A 24983-nucleotide genomic window follows, 5' to 3' on the forward strand; every position below is an offset into this window, starting at 1 on the left:
TAAGCTGCTCCTTTGGTCCAGGCCTGAAGGGCCTGAACAATCCTACCCGTGGGTGCAACCCACGGATAAAGCAAGCAGGTACCTCCAACCCCGAAAGGGGTTGAACCTACCGTGTACAGGCAACAAAAAAAGTATTCCTGCTAGGGTATCCTCCCCTGGTCGGCAATCGAAATGACCCTATCGATGGCGCACCGAATTAGCAAGCCCCTATTCATCCCAAAGCTGGATTCAACGCTGCTGATCGGTTTAAACCAGGCACCTGTCGTTTTGCAGCAGGTAGCCGGTGGGAGGTCCCTTACGGGCCTGGGCATTGGCGGAAAGCCTGCTTCGGTGGCAAGCTGTTCCTTAGCCAATGCAGAAAACAAAAAATACGGAACGACCCCGGGCTGCGCCTTCGCTGTCGGCTTACCCGGGGCTATCGGTATTACGCCCGCTTCGGGGCTTGGAATCGATCCGGTTTTCGCTGTGCGCAAACATTCAGCATGTGGAGCACCGGATTCAGTGGCATTAGCGGATTTAAATAAAATACCTATTCACGCAGCACCTCCCCTACGTGTTTAAGGAGGGGCTGGGTTGTGTTTATGGGCGAGGAGGTAGGATCGCATGCCTTGGAGTCAGCCGTGGTGGTTAAGGGTTAATAGGGTTCGGTAGGTGGTTCGTTGGTAGGGAGGCCATCTTTGGCAATTGGTCTTTAATTAGGTAGGATCATGGTGGTTAAGGGTTTAATTGTTTAGTGGTTAGGTAGATTCTGGAACAAACGGTAATGGGACCAAAATCCGGGAAATTACACCTGCCTCAAGCCATCCCGCGCAGGAGCGGAAAGCCTGCTTCGGTAGTAAGCTGCTCCTTTGGTCCAGGCCTAAAGGGCCTGAACAATCCTACCCGTGGGTGCAACCCACGGATAAAGCAAGCAGGTACCTCCAACCCCGAAAGGGGTTGAACCTAACGTCTACGGGAAATGCAAGAGGCATTCCTGCAAGGACATCCTTCCCTGGTCGGCAATCGAAATGACCCTATCGATGGCGCACCGAATTAGCAAGGTCGTGTCCAACCCGTTCCAGGGCTTTATTCAGTGGCGATAGCGGATTTAAATAAAATACCTATTCATGCAGCACCTCCCCCAACTCGTTTATGAAGTGGGCTGGGCGGTGGTCAAGGTATCCCGTCCTGAAGTGAAAAAAACGAATAAAACCCATTTCCTGAACCGAATCAATTTCTTTATGAAGTACCGATGATGCAGGCCTGAAGGGCCTGAACAATCCTAACCGTGGGTGCAACCCACGGATAAAACAAGCAGGTACCTCCAACCCCGAAAGGGGTTGAACCTATCGTGTACGGGCGACGCAAGAAGTATTCCTGTAAGAATACCCTCCCCTGGTCGACAATCGAAATGACCCTATCGATGGCGCACCGAATTAGCAAATCCCTATTCAACCCGTTCCAAGGCTTTATTCAATGGCGATAGCGGATTTAAAAAAATACGCCCACAGGCACCTTGCAAAAGATGCTCCCTGTACCGGTTCGCCAATACCTGGTTGACAGGGGGTGCCCCTCCCACCCCCAGGTAATCATTCATTCCCACCGGGTAATTTTCTGGCTTTTGGCTACAGGAAATTGACAATCGAAAAAAAAATAGCTAAACTTCGGCTGAGGTAGTAGGAATGCGGTAGTTTTGAGTAGGACTGTATAGAATGAATCCTGAGAGCTTCGGGCTATTTGCAAGCAAAAAACGTCGAAAGGTGTAGACGAAATTAATACAGGGAAGAAATGATAAAATACTCCAATCAAACCCGGATATTGGTAGCGGTAGATTGCATCATCGTGGGGTTTGATGGCAAAGACTACAAATTACTATTGGTCCACCGGGGTTTTGCTCCGGAGAAGGAAAAATGGAGCCTGATGGGAGGGTTCCTGCAGCCTCGGGAATCCCTGGACGAAGCCGCTGTGCGCATCCTGAAACAGCTAACCGGGCTGGAAGACGTGTACATGGAACAAATGCACACTTTTAGTTCTCCCAATCGGGACCCGGTGGAACGGGTGATTGGCGTGGTGTACATGGCCTTGATCGATATTGAAAAATACGAACGACAAATCAACGACGATTTTCGTGCCCGTTGGTTTTCGATAAAAGAATTGCCGCAATTGATCTTTGACCACGAAGAAATGGTCCAAATGGCGTTGAATCGTCTGCGTTACAAGGCAGCACTTCATCCCATTCTCTTCGAACTGCTTCCGGAAAATTTACCCTGCCCCAGCTACAAGCCTTGTACGAGGGATTGTTTGATACCAAAATCGACAAACGTAACTTTACCCGAAAACTGCTATCCAGTAAACTACTCACCAAAAAATCCGAAAAAGATAAGTCCTCCTCTAAAAAAGGAGCCTATTTTTACTCAGTGAATGCGGCCATTTACAAAGAAAACGGGCAACCCCTTCTCAACCTGATCCCAAAAAATGAAATCCCAGCAGCCACGGAATAACCTTGCCTTTGTGCGGTTTGTCCTGTTTTTTCGAGCCTTTGGGGCCGGTTACGGTATGTTCCTGCAAGTGTTTCTGGTGCTCAGCGGTGCCTGCACGGCTGCATATGCCCAAAGTCCCGATATCAGCGGTTCCTGGCGGGGCGAACTGGATGTGGGCCTGCAAAAGCTGCCGTTGCACTTTCACTTTCAACAAGCCGATTCGCTCTGGCAAGGGAGCATGGACAGTCCACAGCAAAACGCCAGAGGCATTCCCCTCTCCGAAGTGCAGGTAAATGGCCCCCTACTCTACCTGGAGATTGAAGCCATCCGAGGCAGCTACGAAGGGGTACTGCTGGGTACCTCCATACAAGGAACCTTCCGGCAGGCCGGCATGGAGTTTCCCCTGATCCTGACTCCCTTCGAGGGAGAAGAAGCGGCCACCCTCTCTCGCCCGCAAACACCGACGGGCCCCTTTCCCTACGAAATTTTTCACACCGGATTTGTCAACGAAGACGCAGGAATCCTGTTACAGGGTACCCTGACCATCCCCCCGGGTCCCGGCCCTTTTCCGGGGCTGGTGCTGGTAAGCGGTTCCGGACCCCAAAACCGGAACGGGGAGGTTTTTTCGCATCAACCCTTTTGGGTGCTGGCCGATTACCTGACCCGAAAGGGAATCATCGTGCTGCGCTACGACGACCGGGGTGTGGGAGCGTCAGAAGGTGATTTTGAGCAGGCCACAACAGCGGATTTTGCCGGCGATGCCTGGGCCGGCCTCGAAAGAATCAAGCGACTTGAAAAGATTGATACACTTCATTTGGGGGTGGTTGGACACAGTGAAGGAGGATTGATCGCATGGATGATGGCTGCCGAACAGCGAAAAGACCTGGCGTTTATCGCCGCACTGGCGCCGCCGGTTGTTTCCATCGACACACTCATGGCCCAGCAGACCTACGACCTGGTGCGCGGCAGTGGAGCTTCCGAGGAGCTGGCACGGGAACAAACAAAAATCAATCGGCAACTCTACCGAGCCATCAAAGAAGCCCCCGACCCGGATGCAGCCAGGGAGGCGCTACTTCCGCTGATCGAAAAACATTTTGTCTCCGCCGCCGACAGCAGCGCCCGGGAAAAAGAAAAGGAGCGGCTGTGGCAGCAATACGCCCCCATGACTTCTGGCTGGTTTTTTCAGTTCATCAAAATGGAACCGCAGCGGTACATCGAAAAAATCGGGATTCCCACATGGGTCGCATTTGGCGAAAAGGACCGGCAGGTAAACGCATCCCTTAACGGAGAGGCCCTGGAAGAGATGCAGCTAAAAGGGGTTGAAATCCACCACTTTGAAGGCCTGAATCATTTGTTCCAAAAGGCCCCTACCGGGGCTGTCTCCGAATACGGTAGCCTGGAGGAAACGTTTCACGAGCCGGTCATGGAAAATTTGGCCGATTGGATCAACCGACAAACCAGCCCGGGGCCTTGACCCGGGAATTTACCGCGGCCCTCTGCCCTTTTGATTCGAACCGCTGGCACTTTCACCTACCGATATCGGAAGAAGTCGTACAACCGCTAACCAATAGTGGAAGGAAGCGCCTGCGGTGTACCCAATGGTGCAGTTGATTTTCCCGCCGCGTTGATGAAAGGCAAGGCGTATGGGTACGTTTAGGTGAATGAGAAAACAAGAACGTCCCCGGACATAAAAAACCAGCGTGCCGGTAAACGTGAGATTGGTCTGGGGTGATTCCGAATACCGGTATCCGGTGCCGGAACCGCTGAAGGTTTTTCTGGAACAGGACGAGGAATTTGACCGGCAATTTCATGCCCTGACCAAAGGCAGGCGGCGTAGTCTGATCTACTTGACCGGTTCGCTGAAGCATCCGAACAACCAGCTCAACCGGGCATTGCCCATCATGAGCCACTTAAAAGAAAGAAGAGGCAAGCTCGATTTCAACCAACTCAACGATAAAATCACGTATTTCACCGATCACTAAAAATACCGCTCGGATAACTGGGCTCTGTAGATCATGAGCGAGGCAGACATGAAAATAAGCTTCGATGCGCTACAGGGTTCCATCCATTTTTTTTAAATCGTATAAGATATAGATGGAAATAAAGGAAGCGTGAACGCCTGGCGCTGAAGGCGCGAAATACCAACTTTAATCGAAAAAGAATCATCCCCCGTCAAAAACCAACCTATTTGTAGTCGCAGGATTCTAACAAAACCTTCTATGTTGCTTTCCTAATTTGCGGGGATATTTTTTCTTGAGAAAGATACATTTTATCTTTAAAACATGAATCTGAAGAGGAAGTGGGCTCTGCTGGAGAGCAACCCACCAGCAATAGGGTTCATGACGGAGAATATACTCCCAGGCCCCTTTAGTTAGGGGCTTTTTTTATCTTTGAATTCTTTGTCTTTTGATAGCTTAAAAAACTCGTTTTACTACTATCAAAAACAGCAACTTACTCCATAAAACAACCTTCTATTAACAGACTCAATGAGCTGCATTGCCACATTTTAATTTATTGGATATTGGGCCGTAGCCTTCGAGATAACAGTCAACTTAGTTGCTGCAAGGTTTTTTAACGGTCCCAATAAAGGTTGGGGATTGTTTTACAGAATAATATGTTTGTGCGGTTTTATTTGACGACTCCAAGCACATAGGGCTGTTTGTTTTTCAATACGTATCTGATCCTGCTTAAAAGTTTCTTTGCTATTCTGGTTATGGCTTGATTGGCTTTCATCCTTTTGCAATATTGGTTATAGCTTTTTGCCAATGCCGGATCAGTCCTTGCAGCGACCCAGGCACATTCTATTAGAGCAGCTCTCAGCACCTTATGCCCCCTGGGGGTGATATTACCCGTTCTTTCGGTATCCCCGGATGAGTTGGTTGACGGTACAAGGCCGATAAAAGAGCATAGTTTGTCGAGGGAGTTGAACCTGTCCAGCCTTTCCAGCTCGGTCAATAGGGTCATTGCCGTCAAGAGCCCGATTCCTGGAATGGTCATCAATAACTTGATTTCCTGCTCATACTTTTCTGTTTTGGAAAGGGTTCGTATTTGGTTGGTGACATTTAGGGTGGTTTTCCGCATATGGTACAAAATGGACAGATGACTGTCCATTATTTGTTTTTCCACCATACCGAGTTCAAGTCCATCCAGCCATCTAAGAAGCTTTTTGTTCCATTTTGGGCTGTTTATTTCCCCGGGAATACTTATGCCGTTAAAATGGAGGCTGGCCTTGATCCTGTTTTTGATCCTGGTGGTATCATTGACGACAGTTTTTCTTAACCTCATAAGCCCCCTGTCACCAAGAGAGGCCAAAGAGGGTATGTAGATAGGGACCAGTTCCCCGTTTCTTAGGGACCGGGCAATTTTTTGGCTGTCCCTGGCATCCTCTTTCTGTACTTTTTCCTTGCCGGTTGTCGGAATATCAGCAGGATTGACCACAATGGAATTGAACCCAAGAGCGCAAAGCTTGTAATGAGTCCAGTATCCCGAGAATCCAGCCTCATAGGCACTGAAGTAGGTAGCACCCGGATAGTTCCGGACAAGATAATTGTACAAAGTCTCTGCACAGGGATCCTGTGAAAACGTGCGTTTATGAAGATTATCCATCATCACTGTAACTTTCCAGCTTTTGAGGTGGGCATCAATACCCACATAAATGTTTTGGCCGGAAAAATCGTTTTTGTTAACTTGTGTTTGCATAAGTTTCGGAGGTTATAGCATGGTTCTAGAAAACTTAATCTAATGATTTCCTGAAACTTATGCTATTGCTCTTGCAAACATATGGCCTTCGAGGTCTGGAAGACGGCAAAGGTTATGGGCTATCAATTTTAATCCAAAAAGGAGACGTTTCTTCGGCTACATTTCTTATTTTCGCCTGTAGACTGGTTTTTTTCTAAAGCCAGATGATCTTCTTTTCATGTATTGCCAGATTTTTCACTCATGCAAAACTATGCCAATCACAGGCGGTATTACCCCTTGCACCACTACGTGGTCACACCGCTCACCTTGATTTTCCTCTCCTGGTCGTTATGGAACCTGGCAGAGGTATTTGCCTCGGGAGGAGATTGGCTGCGGGAACTTTACCTGGTCGTGGCCGCAGCGATCCTCTTTTTGATGCCGGTCATTTCCCGGATTTACGCCTTGAAAAACCAAAACCGTATCATTCGACTGGAAATGCGGCTGCGATACTTTCAGCTCACCGGCAAACCCTTTACCCACCAGGAAAAAAGACTAACGATGGGACAAATCATCGCCCTTCGATTTGCCGGAAGCAGAGAACTGATACCGCTGATAGACCGCGCCATCGGTGAGAAGCTTAGCCCGGGACAAATCAAAAAAGCGATCATGGACTGGCAGAGCGATTACTTGCGGGTATAAGCCGGGCTCAAAATTTCTGCCGGCATCAGTCGATCAGGTTTTTTAATAGATTACGCACTTCTGTGGGGTTTTTAATGTTGTAATTGGCCTGGGTATACGCATAGCCTACGCGAATGGTATAGGCCGCTTTGGGCATCGCTTTGAAGGTATCTTCGTCCGTCCAATCGTCTCCCAGAGCCATCACAAAATCGTATTCCTCACCCCGCATCATGGCGAGGGCGGCGCGTCCTTTGTTGATATCCGGACGCTTGATTTCCAATACCATGTTTCCTTCCAAAACCTGCAGGTTGTGTCCCCGAGCCATGTACTTCAGGTGACTAAAGAGCTCCCGCATCCGCAAATCTCCCAGACCACTTTCCACTTTGCGGTAGTGCCATACCAGGGAATGGTGTTTTTCTTCGATAAAGGCTCCTGGCGTACGCAGCACGTAGTACTCCATCACCTGCCGGATATCTTCCTTCCAGCTATCGTCCACATCGGCATACAAGGTCCAGTCCTCTTCCTGATCCTTCTTTTTCAGCCACACGCCGTGTTCGGCGATCATGTCTACCTCTTGTCCGAGAAACCATTTCCCCAGGGTCTCCTTGTCGCGTCCACTGATGATCACTACCTGGCAAATCTGCGACAAAGTGCTAATCAGGCGGAGCAGCTCTGCGTCGGGAAAAGTATCCTGCGGGCGGCTTTTAAAGCCTACAAGGGTACCGTCGTAATCCAGAAAGAGAATGGGTCGTTTGGCGGACTTAAAGGCAGCGATCATCTGCCTGGTGATTTTCTGATCCATGGCCTTGGATTCCAGGTCCTGCTGCCTTTCTTTCACGTGCTTCAGGCGGTCCATAAACACCTTGACCCACTGAAAGATATCGTATTTTTTTAAGCTGCTTTGCATGGAACTGATCCGCAACTCCTGCTCCTCAGGCTCCATGGTCAAGGCCTCCACGATCGCGTTCTTTACACCTTCCTGATCGTTTGGATTTACCAGAATTGCATCTACCAGTTCTTTACTGGCTCCTGCCATTTCGGATAGGATGAGTACTCCCTGCTTGTCGGTTTTGCTGGCCACAAATTCCTTGCACACCAGATTCATCCCGTCCCTGAGCGGTGTAACCAGAGCGATGTCCGACATGGTATAAAAAGCACTCAACTCATTGAACGGGAAACTCCGGTAAAAATAATGCACCGGCACCCAATTTAGTGTGGAATACTTGCTATTGATGCTACCAACCAGCGTGTCAATTTCCTCCTTCAGCTCCTGGTACGATTTTACCCGATCCCGGGAAGGCACCACCACCATGATCATGGAAACCTTACCATGGTACTCCGGATGGTCTTCCAGCAGCAAGTCAAAGGCTTTGATTCGTTGGGGAATACCTTTGGAATAGTCCAGGCGGTCGATGGTGATCAGCAATTTCTGATCACCCAGCATCTCCATGAATTTGCTGACCGTGCGCTGTGTTTTTTTGCTGACAGCCGCTTTGGCAAATTTGTCGTAATCGATACCCATTGGAAAGGAATCCACGTTGACCAGCCTGTTGTCTGCCTGGATGAAGCCGCTTTCGTTGGAAAGCCCAAGTATCCGCCCCACCGCGCTCAGAAAGTGCCGCATGTCGTCGTAGGTATGAAAGCCGATCAGGTCGGAACCCACCATTCCCTCCAGCAATTGTTTCCTCCATGGAAGCATGCGAATGATCTCGTAGGAAGGAAAGGGAATGTGTTGAAAAAAGCAATGGTGGCTTTTGGCAGATGTTTTCGGAGCATCATGGGAAGAAGCAGCAATTGGTAATCGTGTACCCAGATGGTATCCTCGGCATCTGCTTTGGCCAATATGGCATCGCAAAACTTCTGGTTGACCCGGCAATAGGCCTCCCAGTAAGCGTCTTCGTAATTGATGTATTGGGTGAAGTAATGAAAGGCCGGCCAGATGGTCTCGTTGCTAAATCCCTCGTAGTACAGTTCCACGTCCTTTTTGGTGAGAAAAACCGGTGCCATTTTCAGCTTTCGCAGTTCGTCTACTACTTCCTGCCGTTGTTCTTCGTCCTCCACGTCGTTTCCCGGCCAGCCGATCCAGATGTTTTCTCCTTCCTTGTATATCGACCCCAATCCGGTTGCCAATCCCCCTGCACTGGGTTTGAACTCAAACTTTCCATTTTTATGTTGCAGGCTAATGGGTAATCGATTGGAAACGATGATGGTTTTTGACATGTCTTACGGTTGCTTGTTGGTATAAGAAGGGTTCGTTTGGGATTCGCTAAAAACGATGAAATTATGGACTAAATTACTAAAAAATGGCTTAAAAAAAAACCGGAAAGCGAATCCGGCTGAATCGGAAGCGGGTGAAAAACCATGCAGCGCTTCTTCCTTCCCCGGTATACGATCGGCGGGTGCTCGCACTCCAGGAGTGAATCCATCCTTCGCTGGTCGCCTGCGCTGGCCCGGGTGGATCGACCGGCATCAGAGCAAGCAGGAAGGTCCGCACCGGGAAGGGGTTTAGTAAAACTTATTTCGCCGGACCAGCTTTCCCAGGAGATTACCAGTCAGTGCGCTGGTTCCGCCAATCAGAAAGCCCATTACTGCAGTAATCCCAACCAGCACCGTTCCGTTGGGCAGACCCATGATTTTGGCGACCTGGTCGGGCAAGTCCGATCCAGAGGCGGACCAGGTGAGGAGCGGAACCAACAGCCATACCAGGCCTACGCCCAGCGCACCGGCGATAAAAGCCTGAGACGTGGGACCTCTCATCCAGACCGCCAGGCCTGCGATTACCATCATGATGAACCAATAGGGCAGCGTTCCCCCCAGGAAATAGGCAATCGATCCACTCAGTAGAAATTGAACAAGTACACGCATCTTAGTCCGGTTTGAAGGTTGTCTTGAAAAGGATTCCTTCCGTATCCGATGCGTTTCTCAGATCGATACGCAGGTACTTGCCCGAAGCCCATGTATCAAGCAGATCGTCGTAAAACCGGCTTCCCGGATTTCCGGACTGCCCTCCCGGATACACGCCGTAGGCCTGAATCGGCTCGCCCATCTCTACCACCATGCGCCAGCCAGGCCCCCAGTCATCGCTGGTGGCATTGACGATGTTGCGCCCCCCGCCTACCGGTAGGTCTTTTCTGCTAAAAGCATCGAAATTTGGAATCAAGTGTGCAACGGCGGTACCTTTGTAAGCCGCCCAATGGAGCGAATCCGGCAAGATCTGCCGGGCCTCCATCTCTTCCACCATGCCTTCAAAGCCCAGATTGACCCAATACCTGGCCGTCTCCTGTTCCGCTGTAGCCGGGTCATCAAACCAGGGAGCGGCCGGTTCCTGCTGCAGCTGAGAGGAAAGTACGTATTTGGCCGGATATACCAGGGGCAGCCCCCTACCGTCCCAGGTAGAAAACAGCCGTTGCTCCAGGTGGTGCCACCAGGAAGTAAAGAGCGCGGGCGCGGCCAGACCAGGGTCGGCATGGTATTCCCAGTTGGCTAATTTTTCGATCCACTTCAAATTTGGAGCGGTGAAATAACTGCTGTCCAGAGACGCCAGCAAGAAGGGAAGGGTTTCCGAGGCATGCATATCAAAATTATCCAGCTGCAGTGCCATCGTGCTTTCTACCGTGATGTTCTCCATTTCGGACAATCGTTGGTAAATGCGTCGGTTTCGATGGTACTCGTAGCTGTCAGCAAAAACGTAATAGGGGTAATTTTCGGAGGCGCTGTGCTGGTTGGCAGATTGTACAAATCCCCTTTCCGGGTTTATCTCTCTCAGCTGGTGGGCATCGGGTATCCAACCCTGCCACTCAAAAACGGGATTGCTCCCATCCATCAGGTATTTTCCCTGCCCTTTCCATTTGATGGGGAATTTTCCCTGCACCGACATGGCGATGTCTCCATTTTTGGCGGCGAATGCGATATTCTGCGCGGGTGCAGCATAGGTGGAGATGGCCTCCAGGTAGTCGGCATGATCCCTTCCTTTATTCAGCTGTAAAAAGGTCCGCTGTTCGTTGGAGGCTTCAAAAGCCGTCCATTTTAAGGCAAAATCTACCGGCTTTCGCTCCATCATGAAATTCCGGTCGTACACCACGGGTCCATAATGGGTGTATATCACCGTGTCGATGTAGTCGTTTTGCCCTTTTATTCGAATGGTTTCAAGCCGCGTGGTGCTTTGTATCCACTGTCCGTTGTACAGGTATTCCTTCCGGGAGCTGTCTTTGAAACTGATCTTGTACCAATCCTTCACGTCCCGGTCCGCATTTGTCAGCCCCCAGGCGATGTGCTCGTTAAAGCCAATGACCACCCCCAGTGCACCTGGCAAACTTCCCCCCTTCACCGAGAAATCAGGGGTACTGAGTTGGATGGCGTACCAGAGCGATGGAAGGTTGAGTGCCAGGTGCGGATCGTTCGCAAGGATGGGGTTTCCGGAGGCAGTTTTGCTCCCTGAAACTGCCCAATTGTTGGACCCATAGCCCGGTTCTTTTCCCGGAAGGGCCTTTGCGATCAGCCCGGAGTCCGGATAGGTAAGCCGGGGCGGCCGCGGACTCCCTGCCCGAAAACCCCACCGTTCTTTGGAAATTACCGGAACCACTCCCTCCGGATACTCGGGAAATAGCTTTTGCATCCAGGATTCGCCGAAGAGGTTTCTGAAATTGGTATACGCAAAATCGCTGTCACCCGAAAGGGTTTCTGCCATGTTCATCAGAAACACCAGTGATTTGTACGGACTCCAGGGCTCGGGTCGGTAATCGAGTAATTTGTATTCGATCGGAAGCTCCCCGGGTTTCGTCTGCCGGATGTAGGCATTTACCCCATCGGCGTAGGCCTGCATCAGTTCGACTAGTTGCGGATCGGAACGCTCGAGAAATGCCAGTTTCGTTTCCGCACCAAATACCAGACCCTTTCGCCGCATTTCCCGATCATAAGGCAGGGCAACTTCTCCGACCACCTCGGAGAGCCTGCCCTCGGCGGCACGTACCTGAAACTCCATCTGCCACAGCCGATGAGATGCCGTGACGTAGCCCTGCGCCCGATACAGGTCAGCTTCGTTTTCTGCAAAGAGGTGCGGCACCAGATGCCTGTCGTAGCTGACCTCTACAGGAGCAGTCAGGCCTTCCAATCTAAGGACTGTCGGGGGATTTCTATCTTCGCTGTAGGTATTTTGCCAAAACCCGCGGAAAGGATCAAAAATCCCCACCAACGGCGGAAGCCCGACCAGATTAATCGATAGGCCAACTGCCACCAACAGGGTGAGAATCAGGGAAAAAAAGAATCCTATGTATTTCATTCAATGTTGATCGGCAAGACGAGCTTTTCCCATTTCACTTGCAATCCGTCCGAAACGAGTTCAATGGACAGCCATTCCTGACTTTCGTCGACCCAGGAGGGTGTGACCGGTACGCGCAACACATCGTGCTCTTCCTTGTATTGAAAGTGTCCGTGTTCCAGATCCCATTCGGAATTCAGAATTACCGTCCAGGGTTCGTTTTCCATCGGGATGGTAAACAGGGAATACTTTCCCGCGGGAAGCGGCTGCCCCTCGAAAAGAACGTCCTCTTCCAGACTGATGTAGGTAGCTTCGTTGGCACCCGTCCGCCATACTTCTCCGTAAGGCACCAGGTCTCCCCAAATATCGCGCCCCTTGATTCCGGGTGAACCGTATTGCACCGCAACGGTTTTGTCTCCAATTGTTCCCGAAACGGTTTTTAAGGGACTGGCTCTTTCTTCTCCCGTACTATTGGCGGCTTCCATTGATTCTTCCGACGCCGAATTGTTGGTGGCAGGACCGGAACAGGAAAAGAGAAGCAGCGCCAATAGGAAGCTAAAGGAGTAATACAGGCTGTTGTTTTCTATGCGCATGTGAACAAGTTGTTAAATTCACTCTAATTTATGTATTTTTTTTCTACCCTGCCACCTCCCGGGATTTTAATACAATGAATAATCCTTGCTTCCCTGCGCAAGCCATCCCCGGCCTCCTGCAACACCGGACCGAGTTGTTGTTTCCGGGGAAAAAACCAGCGCTCCTGCCTTGACTTTTTTTTACCATTGCCGGGAAAAAAACGAATTTCTTTTGTTCGGTGTAGGTTTTTTTTCCCAATTTGTGACGAATTAACAGCAATCTTATGCGGCTTATTATTGGCATACTCTTTTTAGTTTCCCTGCTGCTATTTTTCAGCGTCAACGTTTCTCCCGAAAACTGGGGCTATTCCGGGTTGTTCTCCTTGCTGATCCCGGTTTTTATTCTATTCAATCTTTTTCTGGTGGTTTTGCTGCTTTTTGGAAGAGGTCGGTTGATGATTTTCCCCATTCTTGCCCTGATCATCGGCTGGAAATTTCTATCGGTCACCTTTCAATGGAACCAGCCGGATACGCGCACCGAGGGTTTTTCAATCCTGAGCTACAATGCCATGCTTTTTAACAATAACTGGGGGCATACCAATGAAGAACTGATCTTGAATTCGGTACAATGGGCCAGAGACAATCCCGCCGATATCAAGTGTTTTCAGGAATTCTACCAGGATTATACCACTCCGTCCAAAAATGCCCTCAAAATTCTCGGCAAAGAGGGCGCCTACGAGCATGCGTTTCTGCCCGTCGATGGAAACGCAAAGAAAAAATCCTTCGGGATAGCGATTTTCAGTAAATTCCCCATCGTCAACAGCGGGAAGGTTTTTGACAACCGACGAAACAATGGGGCCATGTTTGCCGACATCAAAATCCAGAAGGATACCATTCGGGTTTACAACACCCACCTGGAATCGATGAACATCCGCGCGGCAGATTTGGATAACCTGCAGGGCATCAAAAGCCAATACCGCAGCACCATCAAAAAATTGAAAGAGGGGATTCATACCCGTGCATCGCAGGCACGCATCCTGCTGGAGCACATCGAGAACAGCCCCCACCCGGTAATTCTGGCCGGAGATTTCAACGATGTCCCCTACAGCTATACCTATTTCAGTTTTAAAGAGCTGCTGAGTAACGCATTTGAAGAGATGGGACGGGGCTTCGGGTTTACCTACAATAAGGTGCTGTTCTTTTTGCGAATCGACAATATCTTTTTTAGTTCGCCCTTACAAGTACTTCAGTTTCGCACCCACCGGGAGGTAGATTATTCAGACCATTACCCTATTTCGGCAACTTTTGCCTATCCGGATTGATTGGGTCAACGTGATTTTCGAGGTGCTTTTTTAGCGGTCGCAACAAAAGCGGCAGCCAAAGCAGGTCGGCCAGCAAGGCAACCACCAGCGATAAACTTACCAGCACCCCTGTGAACCAGGGAATTTCCAACTCGCTAAAGGCAAGCACCAAAAAACCCGAAGAAAGAATCAGCGTGGTGAGTATAATTGCTTTTCCGGTGGTCAGAAAGGTGCGCCGGATGCCTTCTTCCAACCCCATACCCTTTTCCAACAACATGCGCAGGTTGGTCATGAAATGAATGCTGTCGTCGACCGCAATCCCGAAGGCGATCGCGAACACAATGGAGGTAGAAAGTTTAAAATCGACGCCCAGCGCATACATAACCCCGCCTACACAGATGAGCGGAACCACATTGGGGACCATGGCAATCAGTGCCATCCTCCAGGACCGGTAGAGCAATCCCACAATCAATGCCACCAGGAAAAAGGCAACGCCCAATCCGGCGAACACTTTCCGCGTCACCTGTTCGTGGCTCTTGTCAATCAGGTAAGAAGTTCCGGTAAGCCTTACCTGTAGCAAGTCCTTGTCCAGTTCCTCTGCTACAAACTGCGCCAATCGCTGGTGTTGCCGGTGTCCGAGAAAGCTCCCATTGTCGGGACTGCGGGCGGAAATCCGTCCGGCCTCAAGGCTATCCGTCCACAAACCCCATTCGTTTTCACGAATCCATCGGTCCAGCATGGGAGTCATTCGTTCGTAGCGGGCTTCCGTGGGCAGGGAAAATGCCTTGGGGTTTCCACCGTTTTGGGCTTTGTGGATACCCTTGACCAGGGTGAGCGGAGAAAGCAGGTTCCCCGTTTTGTAGTTCTCCCGGAGGAAGTCCTCCAGCTTTTGGATTTCCAGCAGCACGGCGTAGTCAAAAAGATTCCGGGAGGGATCGTTGACGCGGAGGGAGACTTCAAGGGGTTTGGACCCATCAAAAACCCGGTCGAAAAACGTGAAATCTTCCTTCAGCGGATGTCCCTCCGGCAAGCTGTCAACAATGTATCCATTGGTTTTTATTTGAGCCATGCACACACCCGCCAGCAGACTGGTCCCGATAAACCCAAGACTAATCGCGGTTTTGTGCTCCTGCATCCGGCCAAAGATCCATTGGAGTGTTCGTTCCCAGCGCCGGGCCCATCGGAGATTGGCAGAGGAAGCCAACGGGGGGAAGGTATACAGCGCCCAGGGAAGGATCGTGATCAATGCCAAAAAAAGAAAAAGCACTCCCAGGCCGGTATAAAGCCCAAACCAGCGCAAGCTGATAATCTGAGTAAAATACAAGGAAACAAAGCCCAGTGAGGTGGTCAGGGCGGTCAAAAAGACGGGAAGGGTCAATTCCTTACACATGGAAGCCACAGCGGCTTCCTTGGGCATGCCCTTGCGCAACGAGTTTTGGTAATGATTCAGGAAATGCACCAAACCGCTCAACCCGATTACCATCAAAATGGGGGGTTGCATGACCAGCATCACGTCCAACTCCCCTCCCGTGGATAGTAAAAAAGACCCGGCCCAAAAAATCCCCAGGGAGATGATGGTAAATGGGAGAAGAACTGCCCACCAACTTCGATACAGAACCCATAACAACACCAACACCCACAGGCCTGCCAGGCCCATGAACAGGGAAAACTCCTGTTGCAGCAAATCCACAAACACGCCCTGGGCCTTGATTTTTCCCGCCATTCGGTAATCCGGAATACCGGAAGAACGAACGGCTGATTCAATGGCAACATACAAGGAATCACCGGCTTCTTTACCAATCATTTGCTGGTTTTTTATAAACAGCAAAAGGTACTTTTCCGATTCGCTGAGCAGGTTTCCCTTCCATTGACTGTCTTCCGAAAGGCGCTGCGCGGACGTTTCCAGGGCTTCCTGGGAGGACCAATCCAAAACAGGCCGAAGGCGAACACCAAAGGGACCGATCAGTGGCTCTTCCTGCTGCAGCAAGGAAACAACCGATGCCACCTTGGAAAGCCCCGCGAGTTCCTTCTCAAGCGCCAGCGCCTTTTCCAGAAAAAGGCTGTCGTAAATGTCGGGTGCATTGCCCAGGGCCAGCAATAGGTAGTCGTTGTCATTTTCGAAGCTGGACCGGTATTCCTGGTAGAATGCCAGCTCCGGATCGTCCTGTTGGAAAAAGTTTTCGAAGTCGTAGTTAAACCGCAAGCCTTCCCAAATCACTGCGAAAAAAACGGTCAAAGCCAGGGCCCCTAGCAGCCTCCAAAAAGCTATGTTTCTCGTCATCGTGCGTTTGCGCTCATTTCCGTGTATTGATTCGATCACTGCCTTTCCCCTCAGGGCAAACCTACACATTCTGCCCGCCAGAAGGGCAGATTGGTCGGGAAAATACTCAAAAAACCACGCCCCGGCTCCACCTGCACATATTTTTCGCCCTTTCCCAAGAAAGCGCCGCAGTCCTGACCGCAGCCTTTCCATAGCGTCGGCAAGCAAACGTTTGTAAGAACAACCCTGGAATTAAACAAAGGGTTTGGCCGCTGCCATAATTTGCTTTATTTTGGGACAAAAACTAAACGACACATGAAAAAATTCTCGTCTTTTTCACTTTTAGCCCTTTGCCTGGCCTTTTTCGGGTCATCGGTGAACGGGCAGTCCGGACGCTGGCAGCAATCCATCAACTATCAAATGGAAGTGGAAATGGATGTTTCCACCAATCGGTATACGGGCAGGCAGACCATCGCCTATTCCAACCATTCTCCGGATACACTGCGTCGGGTATTTTTTCATTTGTATTACAATGCCTTTCAACCCAACAGCATGATGGACGAACGGTCCCGCAGCATTGCCGACCCCGACCGTAGAGTTGGCGAGCGGATTTTCAATCTGAGGCCGGAAGAAATCGGATACATGCGCGTGAGACGCCTGCACATGAATGGACAGCCCGTGTCCATGGAGGAGGTGGGGACTGTTCTGGAGGTGGACCTTCCCGAACCGATCCTTCCAAACAGCACGGTCGTGTTTGATACCGAGTTTGAGGCGCAGGTGCCCCTGCAGGTGCGAAGGGCGGGCCGGGACAATGCCGAGGGAATACGGTACAGCATGGCGCAGTGGTACCCCAAGTTGGCCAATTACGACGAACAAGGCTGGCATGCGCATCCCTACATCGGTCGAGAATTTTACGGTACCTGGGGCAATTTTGATGTAAAAATCACCATCGATAAGTCGTATGTACTGGGAGGCACCGGTTACCTGCAAAATGCCTCCGAAATCGGGCACGGGTACCAGCAAACCGAGCAAAAGGTACCTGACACCGATTCCTCCACGCTTACCTGGCATTTTTATGCACCACAGGTACACGATTTTATGTGGGCGGCGGATCCCGAATTTACCCACGATACCCGGGAGATGGACAATGGGATCACCTTGCATTTTTTCTACGAAAAGAATTCCAAGACAGAAAAAAACTGGGCTGCTTTGCAGGAATATACGGAAAAAGCCATGGCCTATTTCAGCGAACACTATGGCGCCTATCCGTACCGGCAGTTTTCAGTGGTACAGGGGGGAGACGGTGGAATGGAATACCCCATGTCCACTTTGATTACCGGGCATCGCAGCCTCGGAAGCCTGGTCGGCGTGATGGTGCACGAATTGGCGCATAGCTGGTTTCAAGGGGTTTTGGGTTCCAACGAGTCGCTTTACCCCTGGATGGACGAAGGGTTTACCACCTTTGCCAGCAACCGATGCATGGCAGCCATCTTCTCGGAAGAACCTTCCGACTTTCCCCAGCGAGGAGCCTACGTGGGGGTACGAACGACTGGTCCAATCAGGCCTGGAAGAACCCATGTCCACCCACGCCGATCATTACCATACGAACACGGCTTATGGAGTAGCTGCGTATTCCAAAGGTGCGCTTTTCCTGGCCCAGCTGGGCTATATCATCGGTGAAGAGGTGCGGGACCGTGCCATGTTGCAGTATTGGGAGCAATGGAAATTCCGCCATCCAAACGCCAACGACATCACACGGGTGATGGAAAAAGCCAGCGGACTGGAACTCGATTGGTTTAAAGAGTACTGGGTATATACCACCAAAACCATCGATTACAGCCTGGGTTCTGTGAGCAATGAAAATGGGAAAGCAAAAATTCTGTTGCAACGAATAGGACAGATGCCCATGCCCATCGATCTGGTGGTAACTTACCGGGATGGGCAGCAAGAAACAATCTACCTGCCCTTGGAAATGATGCGGGGCGAAAAAAACCCGGAGCCCGGCAACCCGACAGTCACACAGGTGAAAAAATGGCCCTGGACCCATCGCAACCTGGACGTGCAACTGGATCGGCCGGTATCGGCTATTGAGAAAGTTTCCATCGACCCTTCCCTACGGATGGCGGATGTCAACCGGGAAAACAACGAATGGGTGAACGAATAGCGCGCAAAGGGTTCCCTCCGCCGCAGATCGACGCCTTCGGTCTCTCCGGAGGGAACCTTATTCCAAACGCAGTTGGTACTGCAGGACAAACGCCGTTCTACGTTGGTACTGCACCAGGCTACCGGAGGGGTCGGAATCGAATACCGGGCGGTTTTGAAAGGCCAGACTGACTTTTGACCGCTGCCCGTCAAAAAGAAGATTGACCCCGCCTTCCAGGTAGCGAACCGGGTCCTGCAATTTTTCGTACACGGAATACTGCCCGGAGATAAAGGGCTGGATTTTTTCAGTTCTGCGTGGAACCTTCCAGGTATGGGCCAATTGGAAATACCCCGTATGCCCGGTTCCAATGGCCGGCCAGGCATTGCCGGCACCACTGAAGGTGCCCTGTTGATTCGTACCGCTCCCCACGTTGTTGAAGCCAATGACCCGCAGGTAATTGGGTCCAAAATCGTAGTAATAGTAGCCCAGATAAAAGGTCCATGCCTTCTCGTTGTATCCCGGCAGTTCGCCGTAGACATCCGCAGCAAGGAGGGTAATGGAAGATGTCACCGTATCGGAAGCGGTGTTTAGGTGCCACATGGCCCTGTTTTGCTGTTCGATCCCCAGGCCCAAGGCCAACACTTTTCTTTCACCGTCGTAGGTACCGGGATGAAAGGGACCGAGGTTCTCGTGTTCAAAAAACTGATATTTCACATAGGCCGAGGTTTGCATGCCGGGCTTGACGCCTGCAAATTGGGAGTCGGGTACCGGCGGGGTATTCTCTACCGGTGCATAGGGCCGGCTGAACACCAGCCGGTAATCCCAGGGTCCGGCCTGACCTGCCAGGAATGCACTTAGCTTTCGTAGAATATTGTCCGTTTGGTTGACCGTAGGAATCAGGAAGGGGGAGACATCCAAGGTCAGTAGTTTGCTGGTCAGTGGCGCTGCAAACCGGGAGGTGCCGTTCCAGCCGGATTGCCCCCCACCCAGGGTGAGGTTCGGATGAAGTCGGTGATCCACATAAAAGTCCAATAAACGAATTTCTCCCGATCGTGCGGTGAGGTAATTGATATTGTTCTGCCCCAGTGTCAGGGTCATGTTGGTTTTCTGACGGATTCGGGCGTAGGTCTGCAGTCGCAGCCTGCGAACGGAAATATCAAAAAATCCGGGCGAACGTTCGCCATTGATCAACGTGCCGGGATTGTTTTGGTTGTACCGCATCCATACCTGTCCGCTCAGCCGAAGGCCGGCATACGAACTGCTGTCATTTTCCAGGTAAAAGCGCAGAGGCAGTCGTTGGGCCTGACTCGGTTTGACCAGACAACACAAGAGGGGAAGCAAGAAAAAAAAGCCCCCGAGAACCCGATAGGAGCTTTTGTCCATAAAACGCGCATGTGGAAAAATCATGTAACCCGGTTAGCTCAGTAAATTACCATAAAATAAGCACTTCGATCAGACGAAGTCAAAGGTTATGGGGTTTTATTTCCGGTCAGGGATACTGTACAGGTGCACATTGACCTCTCGTACCACGAAAATCGCCAGTTGTACGTTCATTTGACCGGTGAACAGCAATTTATTTGTCTTTTTTCTGTTCGTTTTTTGGGTTTTACAAATGAGATTTCCTACTTTAGGCTAACAAACCCAAGAGATTATGAAGCCAATCCTTTTCCTTACCTGCCTTTTTCTTTTCCTTTTCGTACAGGTCCGGGCCCAGGACGACTTGGAACTCGAGCGAAAAACCACTGGAAAAACCTACCATTTTCAGGAATTTGAAGCCCTTCAGTTTGAGGCCAGCCATCCGGATGAGGTGTCTACGGTCACTTTTCAGGCAAAGGACCTGGAATACCATGCTTCGCCTACTCCCGCACCGCCGCTCGGAAATTACCGGGATTTCAACTTAATAAAAATCACGCTTCCTACAGCACTGGGTAATCCATTGATGAACGGAAAAGAATCCGGGGGAAAGTCGGTCCGGGAATACCTCGTCAAGCGGGAAATACGCCCTAGTCCCGGAGATAAGTAAGGTTCCGAATGTGAATTTGTGCCCAGGTCCAGGGATCCTCGTCCAGAAGCCAGGTGGCTTCGCAATGTACCGGGATTTCTACCCCTTCCATCCTCTCGTAGCCTTTCGCCGCCACGATCCAGGTTTTCCGTGTGGCACCTTCCTCCCCTCCCATGTACCTTTCTGTTCGAAAGCTCAAAAATCTTCCGGAATCGTCAAAGGTAAACGTACCGGTGGCCGCTTGTCCCCAATAGGATAACGTGGCTTTCGCTTCGTTTGGCCCCAAGGGCTGCCAATCGATGTAGCTGCTTCTTGCAGCCGAAGGAAACCAAACGAGCTCTCCAAGAAACCGTTGCAGGGAGCCTTCATCGATTTTGGGATTGTCTTTTTCATCGACCATTGGGATCAGCGACCAGAGCTTGATTAGCATTTCCCCCTTTCCCTGATAAAGTAAATCCCGTCCTTTGACGGTGACCAGGGGCAAGATGGGAAGGTCCAATGACCAGACAAAGCCAGGTTGCAAGGGATTGAAGTATTGGCTGGCGGATCCCCGGTACCAGTTCTTTTGCTCCGGCTTCAGCTTCAATTCGAAATCCTGCATGATCCGCACCTCGGCGGGAATCGGGAGCGTAGTTGCTCCGGATCGTCGCAGCCAGCGCTGCACCGGTTCGGGAAGCGCTGACAGCGCCTGCATCGGTTCTTTCCCCTCAGCAGCCGCTTCGGGTCGGTACAAGTCTGTCACCTCGGCCGCAATTTGTCGTTCAAACCGATCGATCGACCAGGCATGCAACGCTACGAGCAAGAGCAATACATTGGGTATTGTACCGAATTTTGCTTCCGTCCAATACGCAAGAATCAGCACCTGAGACAACATCCCGACGGCGAGGGCGAGGTACCACCAGTACTTTCCTGACCATGCGAAGGCAAGCACTACCCACACCATTCCGACTGCGGCCAGTAGCCATACGAGTCCCATGCTTTTGGAAAGCTGAAGGGGAAGCTCTTTTAGTTCCAACCATTGGAAGGCCTTCAAAAAGCCCAGCAAGTGAATCAGGGCATGCAGTATCAAGAGAACAATAAAGGTCGTTTTCATAAACAAAAGGTAGCTTTTTTTCATTTTTCTCGCAAAAAAAACACCGATCGGTGTGCTGGCCAACCGCAGCTACGTGGAATAAAGATACAATTGAATCGAAAAGTACTTTTCAAAGCTGAATATCTTGCTTACATTGACCCATAGCAGCAGCCCCTCCGACCATGAATAAATCTTCCGCGCTTCCGCTCGTGCCCGGCAAGGTACAAAGCCACCACCTGCACCCCACGGGAATCAGCGGAATCGCTGAGAACGCACGGTTTGAAATCCAGGTATTTCGGGAGACTACTTTCCGGGTGCGGGTAACTAATCGCTCGGAATGGCAGGAGAATCCCTATTCGGTGGTGGCCGATCCGCAGGAAAACTGTTTTGAATTCGAAGAAGACAAGGAGTTTTTGGTTTTAAAAACCAGTAAACTTCAACTATGGATTCGAAAGAAAAATCTGTCCATGGTTTTCAAAACGCCTACCGGCCAGGTTATCAACGAGGACGATCCTGATTTCGGGATCAATTGGCTAGGCACGGAAGTGAGCAGTTACAAATTGCTCCAGGAATGGGAAAAATTCATCGGACTGGGTGAAAAAAACGGGGGATTGAACCGGTACGGGCAGTCCTACACGCATTGGAATACCGACCATTTTGCTTACGACACCGATGACGACCCCTTGTATTGCTCCATTCCCTTTTACATGGGGCTTCATCACGGGATCGCGTACGGGATATTTTTTGACAATACCCACAAGACCACCTTTAATTTTGGCGCCGGAAACAACCGGTATGCTTACTTTGCGGCGGAGGATGGCGATCTGGATTACTATTTTTTCCACGATGTCTCCGTTACGTCCATACTGTTGGCGTATAACGCTTTGACTGGACCACCTCCCCTTCCACCCCGGTGGGCCCTGGGGTACCAGCAATGCCGGTATTCTTACTATCCGGAAAAAGAAGTACTGCGTCTGGCGCAAACCTTCCGGGACAAAGCCATTCCCGGAGATGTGATTTACCTGGATATTCACCATATGAGTCGGTTCAAGGTCTTCACCTTTGACAAAGAAACCTTTCCCAATCCAGCGGGAATGATCCGGCAATTGAAAGAACTGGGGTTCCGGGTAGTGGTCATTCTGGATCCGGGAATAAAAGCCGACGAAGACTACGAACCTTACGTTGAGGGTAGCGCAAAAGGATTGTTTGTTTGCTATCCGAACGGAAAGCCCTACCAGGGGCAGGTGTGGCCGGGTTGGTGCACCTTCCCGGACTTCACCCTACCAAAGGCCCGCTCCTGGTGGGCAGCGGCCCTGGCGTTTTACACTGAGCTGGGTGTCGATGGTTTTTGGACCGATATGAACGAACCGGCGACCTAGGGACAAACCGTTCCGAACCTGGTTCAGTTTGACTACGAAGGCAAAGGGGCCAGTCACCGAAAAGCCAGAAACGTGTACGGCATGCAAATGGCCCGAAGTACCCGAGAGGGGCAGGAAACACAGCGAGCGGGGGTCCGTCCCTTTGTCCTGACACGTGCGGGATTTGCAGGGGTGCAGCGGTACGCAGCGCTATGGACCGGAGACAATGTATCCAGCGATGCGCACATGATGGCCGGCGTCCGTCTGGTGAACAGCCTGGGATTGAGTGGGGTACCGTTTTCCGGGTACGATATCGGTGGATTTGTCGGCAACTGTACACCGGAACTGTTTGCGCGATGGATTAGCATAGCGGCATTTTGCCCGCTGTTTCGAGCCCACACCATGATCAATAGCCATGCTTCCGAGCCCTGGTCCTTTGGAGAAGAGGTGGAAGCCATTGCCAGAAACTACATCCGCTTGCGATACAAACTCATGCCGGCCATCTACGCAGCGTTTTACGCCAGCCACAAAAGCGGATTGCCGGTGGCAAAAAGCCTGGCGCTGGCCTACCCCTTTGATGACCGGGTCTACCACGGAGCGTACGATAGCCAGTACCTATTCTGCGAGCATCTGTTGATCGTACCGGTGGAAAGCCAGCAGACCATTACCAAACTCTATCTCCCGGAAGGCGACTGGTACCACCTTTTTACAGGGGAAAAACGAACCGGACCTGCAGAAATTTTCTGGGAATGCCCACTGAACTACCTACCCGTATTCGTGGCAGCAGGAGCCATTTTGCCCATGCAGTCGGCGACGCAGCATGCGTCGGATGCGCACGATGGGCGGATAAAACTGCACGTATTTAAGGGATCCGGTACGCGTCAGCAACTGATCTACGAAGACGACGGCAACAGCCATGCCTATCAGAAAGGAGAATGGAGCATGCGATCTATCCAAATGGACCACGACCACGGCTTGCTCGAAATAGGGGCTTTGCAAGGAAATTTCCCGAGCAGCTACACCCAGGCAAAGATATATTTCCACGGATTTCCGGACCAGGTGGTGGAAGTTGGCGGGAGACGGGTAAAAATGGATGTGGGGAACATTGCATTTCTGGACGAAATCGCCGAGTATGATCCATTGCCCATGGGCGACCACCCGTTTCAGCTCTGTGCTTCCGTCCCCAATCTTACATTGGATTTGGATGCATCCCCGCAAACCGTTCAATTGAAGGGCATCGCCTGAAAGACCGCTGGGCTATCAGCGACCGCTAGCTTCGTAGTACTCCAGCGCTTTTCCCATTTGCTCGTTTAGCTGGTCGATTCTCCGCTCCGGGCCCGGGTGGGTGGAAAGGAATTCCGGTGGTCGCTGTCCCGAAGACTGCGCATTCATGCGTTCCCAAAAAATGGGCGCTTCTCTGGGATCGTAACCGGCAATGGCCATAAAAATCAAGCCCAATTGATCGGCCTCCAGCTCTTGGTCGCGGGAAAATTTCAGCATTCCTACCTGTCCGCCAAACCCAACGGCTTGTAAAAATATGGTCTGTGTGAGGCTGGGATTTTCACCCATAGCCGCCTGAAGTCCTCCCAACAGGCCATTGGCAACCATCCCCTGCGACATGCGTTCCCGGGCATGATTGGCGATTGCATGCGCTACTTCGTGGCCCATCACCACCGCAATGCCCGTGTCGTCCTGGCAAATGGGAAGGATCCCGGTATAAAAGGCGACTTTACCGCCCGGCATGCACCAGGCATTAACTTGCTCGCTTTCAATCAAATTGAACTCCCAGGCAAAGCCTTTCGTAATGTCGGAAAGGTCGTTTTCCTCCAGGTATTTTTCTACGGCGGAAGCGATCCGTCGCCCCACGGTGACTACCTGCCTGCCCTCAGGGGTGTCGGTCAGGATTTTACTCTCTTTGAGTACCTCCCCGTACTGATCATACGAGAGGGGAAGTACTTCCGCATTGCTGACTATGCTCAATTGTCTTCTTCCACTCAAGGGAACGGTTGCGCAGCTGTAAGCAAAAAGCCCGAATACCAGGAAAGCGATTATTTTCTTGTACATGATTCTGTAAATATAAACAGCTTCCAGGGCTCAAAAAATATGCCAGAACAAAATAAAAAATTAAAAAATAAATGTTCGCAAAATGTAAATCAACCAGAAACTATCACAAATGTAAAACATAAACACCACTAATCCTGTT

Annotated in this window: 15 protein-coding genes and 4 pseudogenes; 10 read left to right on the forward strand and 9 right to left on the reverse strand. The window is 50.9% G+C overall.

Features of this window, described 5'->3' with window-relative positions; translation table 11 throughout:
- Positions 1-1106: 1106 nt before the first annotated feature.
- The 4 genes and pseudogenes from ABWH99_RS16490 to ABWH99_RS16505 all read left to right on the forward strand — a co-directional run bounded on the left by ABWH99_RS16490 (position 1107) and on the right by ABWH99_RS16505 (position 4441).
- Positions 1107-1235, forward strand: coding sequence for a hypothetical protein (locus ABWH99_RS16490; RefSeq protein WP_375582932.1), 129 nt, complete (start codon positions 1107-1109; stop codon positions 1233-1235).
- A 532-nt stretch (positions 1236-1767) separates the two neighbouring features.
- A pseudogene (locus tag ABWH99_RS16495) lies at positions 1768-2480 on the forward strand (NUDIX domain-containing protein).
- Entirely contained in the window at positions 2455-3933 is a 1479-nt protein-coding gene (locus ABWH99_RS16500; RefSeq protein WP_375582933.1) for an alpha/beta hydrolase, read from the forward strand. Before ABWH99_RS16495 ends, ABWH99_RS16500 begins: the two are co-directional and overlap by 26 nt.
- Positions 3934-4171: 238 nt before the next feature.
- Positions 4172-4441 carry a YdeI/OmpD-associated family protein gene (locus ABWH99_RS16505; protein ID WP_375582934.1) on the forward strand — a complete coding sequence of 90 codons (270 nt, stop codon included), beginning with the start codon at positions 4172-4174 and terminating at the stop codon, positions 4439-4441.
- Positions 4442-5087: 646 nt separating this feature from the next.
- Here the strand turns inward: ABWH99_RS16505 and ABWH99_RS16510 are convergent.
- On the reverse strand, positions 5088-6158 hold the full coding sequence (locus tag ABWH99_RS16510) for an IS110 family transposase (protein ID WP_375582227.1): 1071 nt from the start codon (positions 6156-6158) through the stop codon (positions 5088-5090).
- Between the two features lie 240 nt (positions 6159-6398).
- On the opposite strand from ABWH99_RS16510, the gene ABWH99_RS16515 reads away from it, so the two are divergent.
- Positions 6399-6836 carry a DUF6526 family protein gene (locus tag ABWH99_RS16515; protein ID WP_375582935.1) on the forward strand — a complete coding sequence of 146 codons (438 nt, stop codon included), beginning with the start codon at positions 6399-6401 and terminating at the stop codon, positions 6834-6836.
- A 91-nt stretch (positions 6837-6927) separates the two neighbouring features.
- On the opposite strand, the pseudogene ABWH99_RS16520 reads toward ABWH99_RS16515, so the two are convergent.
- The 4 genes and pseudogenes from ABWH99_RS16520 to ABWH99_RS16535 form a co-directional block, all read right to left on the reverse strand.
- A pseudogene (locus ABWH99_RS16520) lies at positions 6928-9035 on the reverse strand (bifunctional alpha,alpha-trehalose-phosphate synthase (UDP-forming)/trehalose-phosphatase); the annotation flags it as partial.
- Positions 9036-9320: 285 nt separating this feature from the next.
- On the reverse strand, positions 9321-9680 hold the full coding sequence (locus tag ABWH99_RS16525) for a hypothetical protein (RefSeq protein ID WP_375582936.1): 360 nt from the start codon (positions 9678-9680) through the stop codon (positions 9321-9323).
- A gap of 1 nt (position 9681) precedes the next feature.
- Positions 9682-12093: a penicillin acylase family protein gene (locus ABWH99_RS16530; protein ID WP_375582937.1), complete on the reverse strand. Its 2412-nt coding sequence runs from the start codon at positions 12091-12093 to the stop codon at positions 9682-9684.
- On the reverse strand, positions 12090-12665 hold the full coding sequence (locus ABWH99_RS16535; RefSeq protein ID WP_375582938.1) for a DUF2911 domain-containing protein: 576 nt from the start codon (positions 12663-12665) through the stop codon (positions 12090-12092). The genes ABWH99_RS16530 and ABWH99_RS16535 overlap by 4 nt, the downstream gene beginning before the upstream one ends.
- Before the next feature lie 263 nt (positions 12666-12928).
- Between ABWH99_RS16535 and ABWH99_RS16540 the strand changes: the two genes are divergently transcribed.
- Positions 12929-13966 carry an endonuclease/exonuclease/phosphatase family protein gene (locus tag ABWH99_RS16540; protein WP_375582939.1) on the forward strand — a complete coding sequence of 346 codons (1038 nt, stop codon included), beginning with the start codon at positions 12929-12931 and terminating at the stop codon, positions 13964-13966.
- Here the strand turns inward: ABWH99_RS16540 and ABWH99_RS16545 are convergent.
- The gene (locus ABWH99_RS16545) at positions 13935-16226 is read right to left on the reverse strand and encodes an RND family transporter (protein ID WP_375582940.1); all 2292 of its coding nucleotides are present in this window, start codon (positions 16224-16226) and stop codon (positions 13935-13937) included. The genes ABWH99_RS16540 and ABWH99_RS16545 overlap by 32 nt on opposite strands.
- Before the next feature lie 294 nt (positions 16227-16520).
- Between ABWH99_RS16545 and ABWH99_RS16550 the strand changes: the two are divergent.
- Positions 16521-18369: pseudogene (locus ABWH99_RS16550) on the forward strand (M1 family metallopeptidase).
- Between the two features lie 57 nt (positions 18370-18426).
- Here ABWH99_RS16550 and ABWH99_RS16555 read toward each other — a convergent pair.
- The gene (locus ABWH99_RS16555; RefSeq protein ID WP_375582941.1) at positions 18427-19755 is read right to left on the reverse strand and encodes a hypothetical protein; all 1329 of its coding nucleotides are present in this window, start codon (positions 19753-19755) and stop codon (positions 18427-18429) included.
- A 244-nt stretch (positions 19756-19999) separates the two neighbouring features.
- On the opposite strand from ABWH99_RS16555, the gene ABWH99_RS16560 reads away from it, so the two are divergent.
- The gene (locus ABWH99_RS16560) at positions 20000-20371 is read left to right on the forward strand and encodes a hypothetical protein (RefSeq protein ID WP_375582942.1); all 372 of its coding nucleotides are present in this window, start codon (positions 20000-20002) and stop codon (positions 20369-20371) included.
- Here ABWH99_RS16560 and ABWH99_RS16565 read toward each other — a convergent pair.
- The gene (locus tag ABWH99_RS16565) at positions 20352-21443 is read right to left on the reverse strand and encodes a DUF6920 family protein (RefSeq protein ID WP_375582943.1); all 1092 of its coding nucleotides are present in this window, start codon (positions 21441-21443) and stop codon (positions 20352-20354) included. The two genes, ABWH99_RS16560 and ABWH99_RS16565, sit on opposite strands and share 20 nt — an antisense overlap.
- A 161-nt stretch (positions 21444-21604) precedes the next feature.
- On the opposite strand from ABWH99_RS16565, the pseudogene ABWH99_RS16570 reads away from it, so the two are divergent.
- Together ABWH99_RS16570 and ABWH99_RS16575 are read left to right on the forward strand one after the other, a co-directional pair.
- Positions 21605-23566, forward strand: a pseudogene (locus tag ABWH99_RS16570) (TIM-barrel domain-containing protein); the annotation flags it as partial.
- Between the two features lie 15 nt (positions 23567-23581).
- A complete protein-coding gene (locus tag ABWH99_RS16575) occupies positions 23582-24025 on the forward strand; it encodes a DUF5110 domain-containing protein (RefSeq protein ID WP_375586590.1) in 444 nt (147 codons plus the stop codon).
- A gap of 15 nt (positions 24026-24040) precedes the next feature.
- On the opposite strand, the gene ABWH99_RS16580 is transcribed toward ABWH99_RS16575, so the two are convergent.
- On the reverse strand, positions 24041-24844 hold the full coding sequence (locus ABWH99_RS16580; RefSeq protein ID WP_375582944.1) for a M48 family metallopeptidase: 804 nt from the start codon (positions 24842-24844) through the stop codon (positions 24041-24043).
- Positions 24845-24983 lie beyond the last annotated feature (139 nt).

The sequence above is a fragment of the Cyclobacterium xiamenense genome, assembly GCF_042140265.1.
Taxonomy (GTDB): Bacteria; Bacteroidota; Bacteroidia; order Cytophagales; family Cyclobacteriaceae; genus Cyclobacterium; species Cyclobacterium xiamenense_A.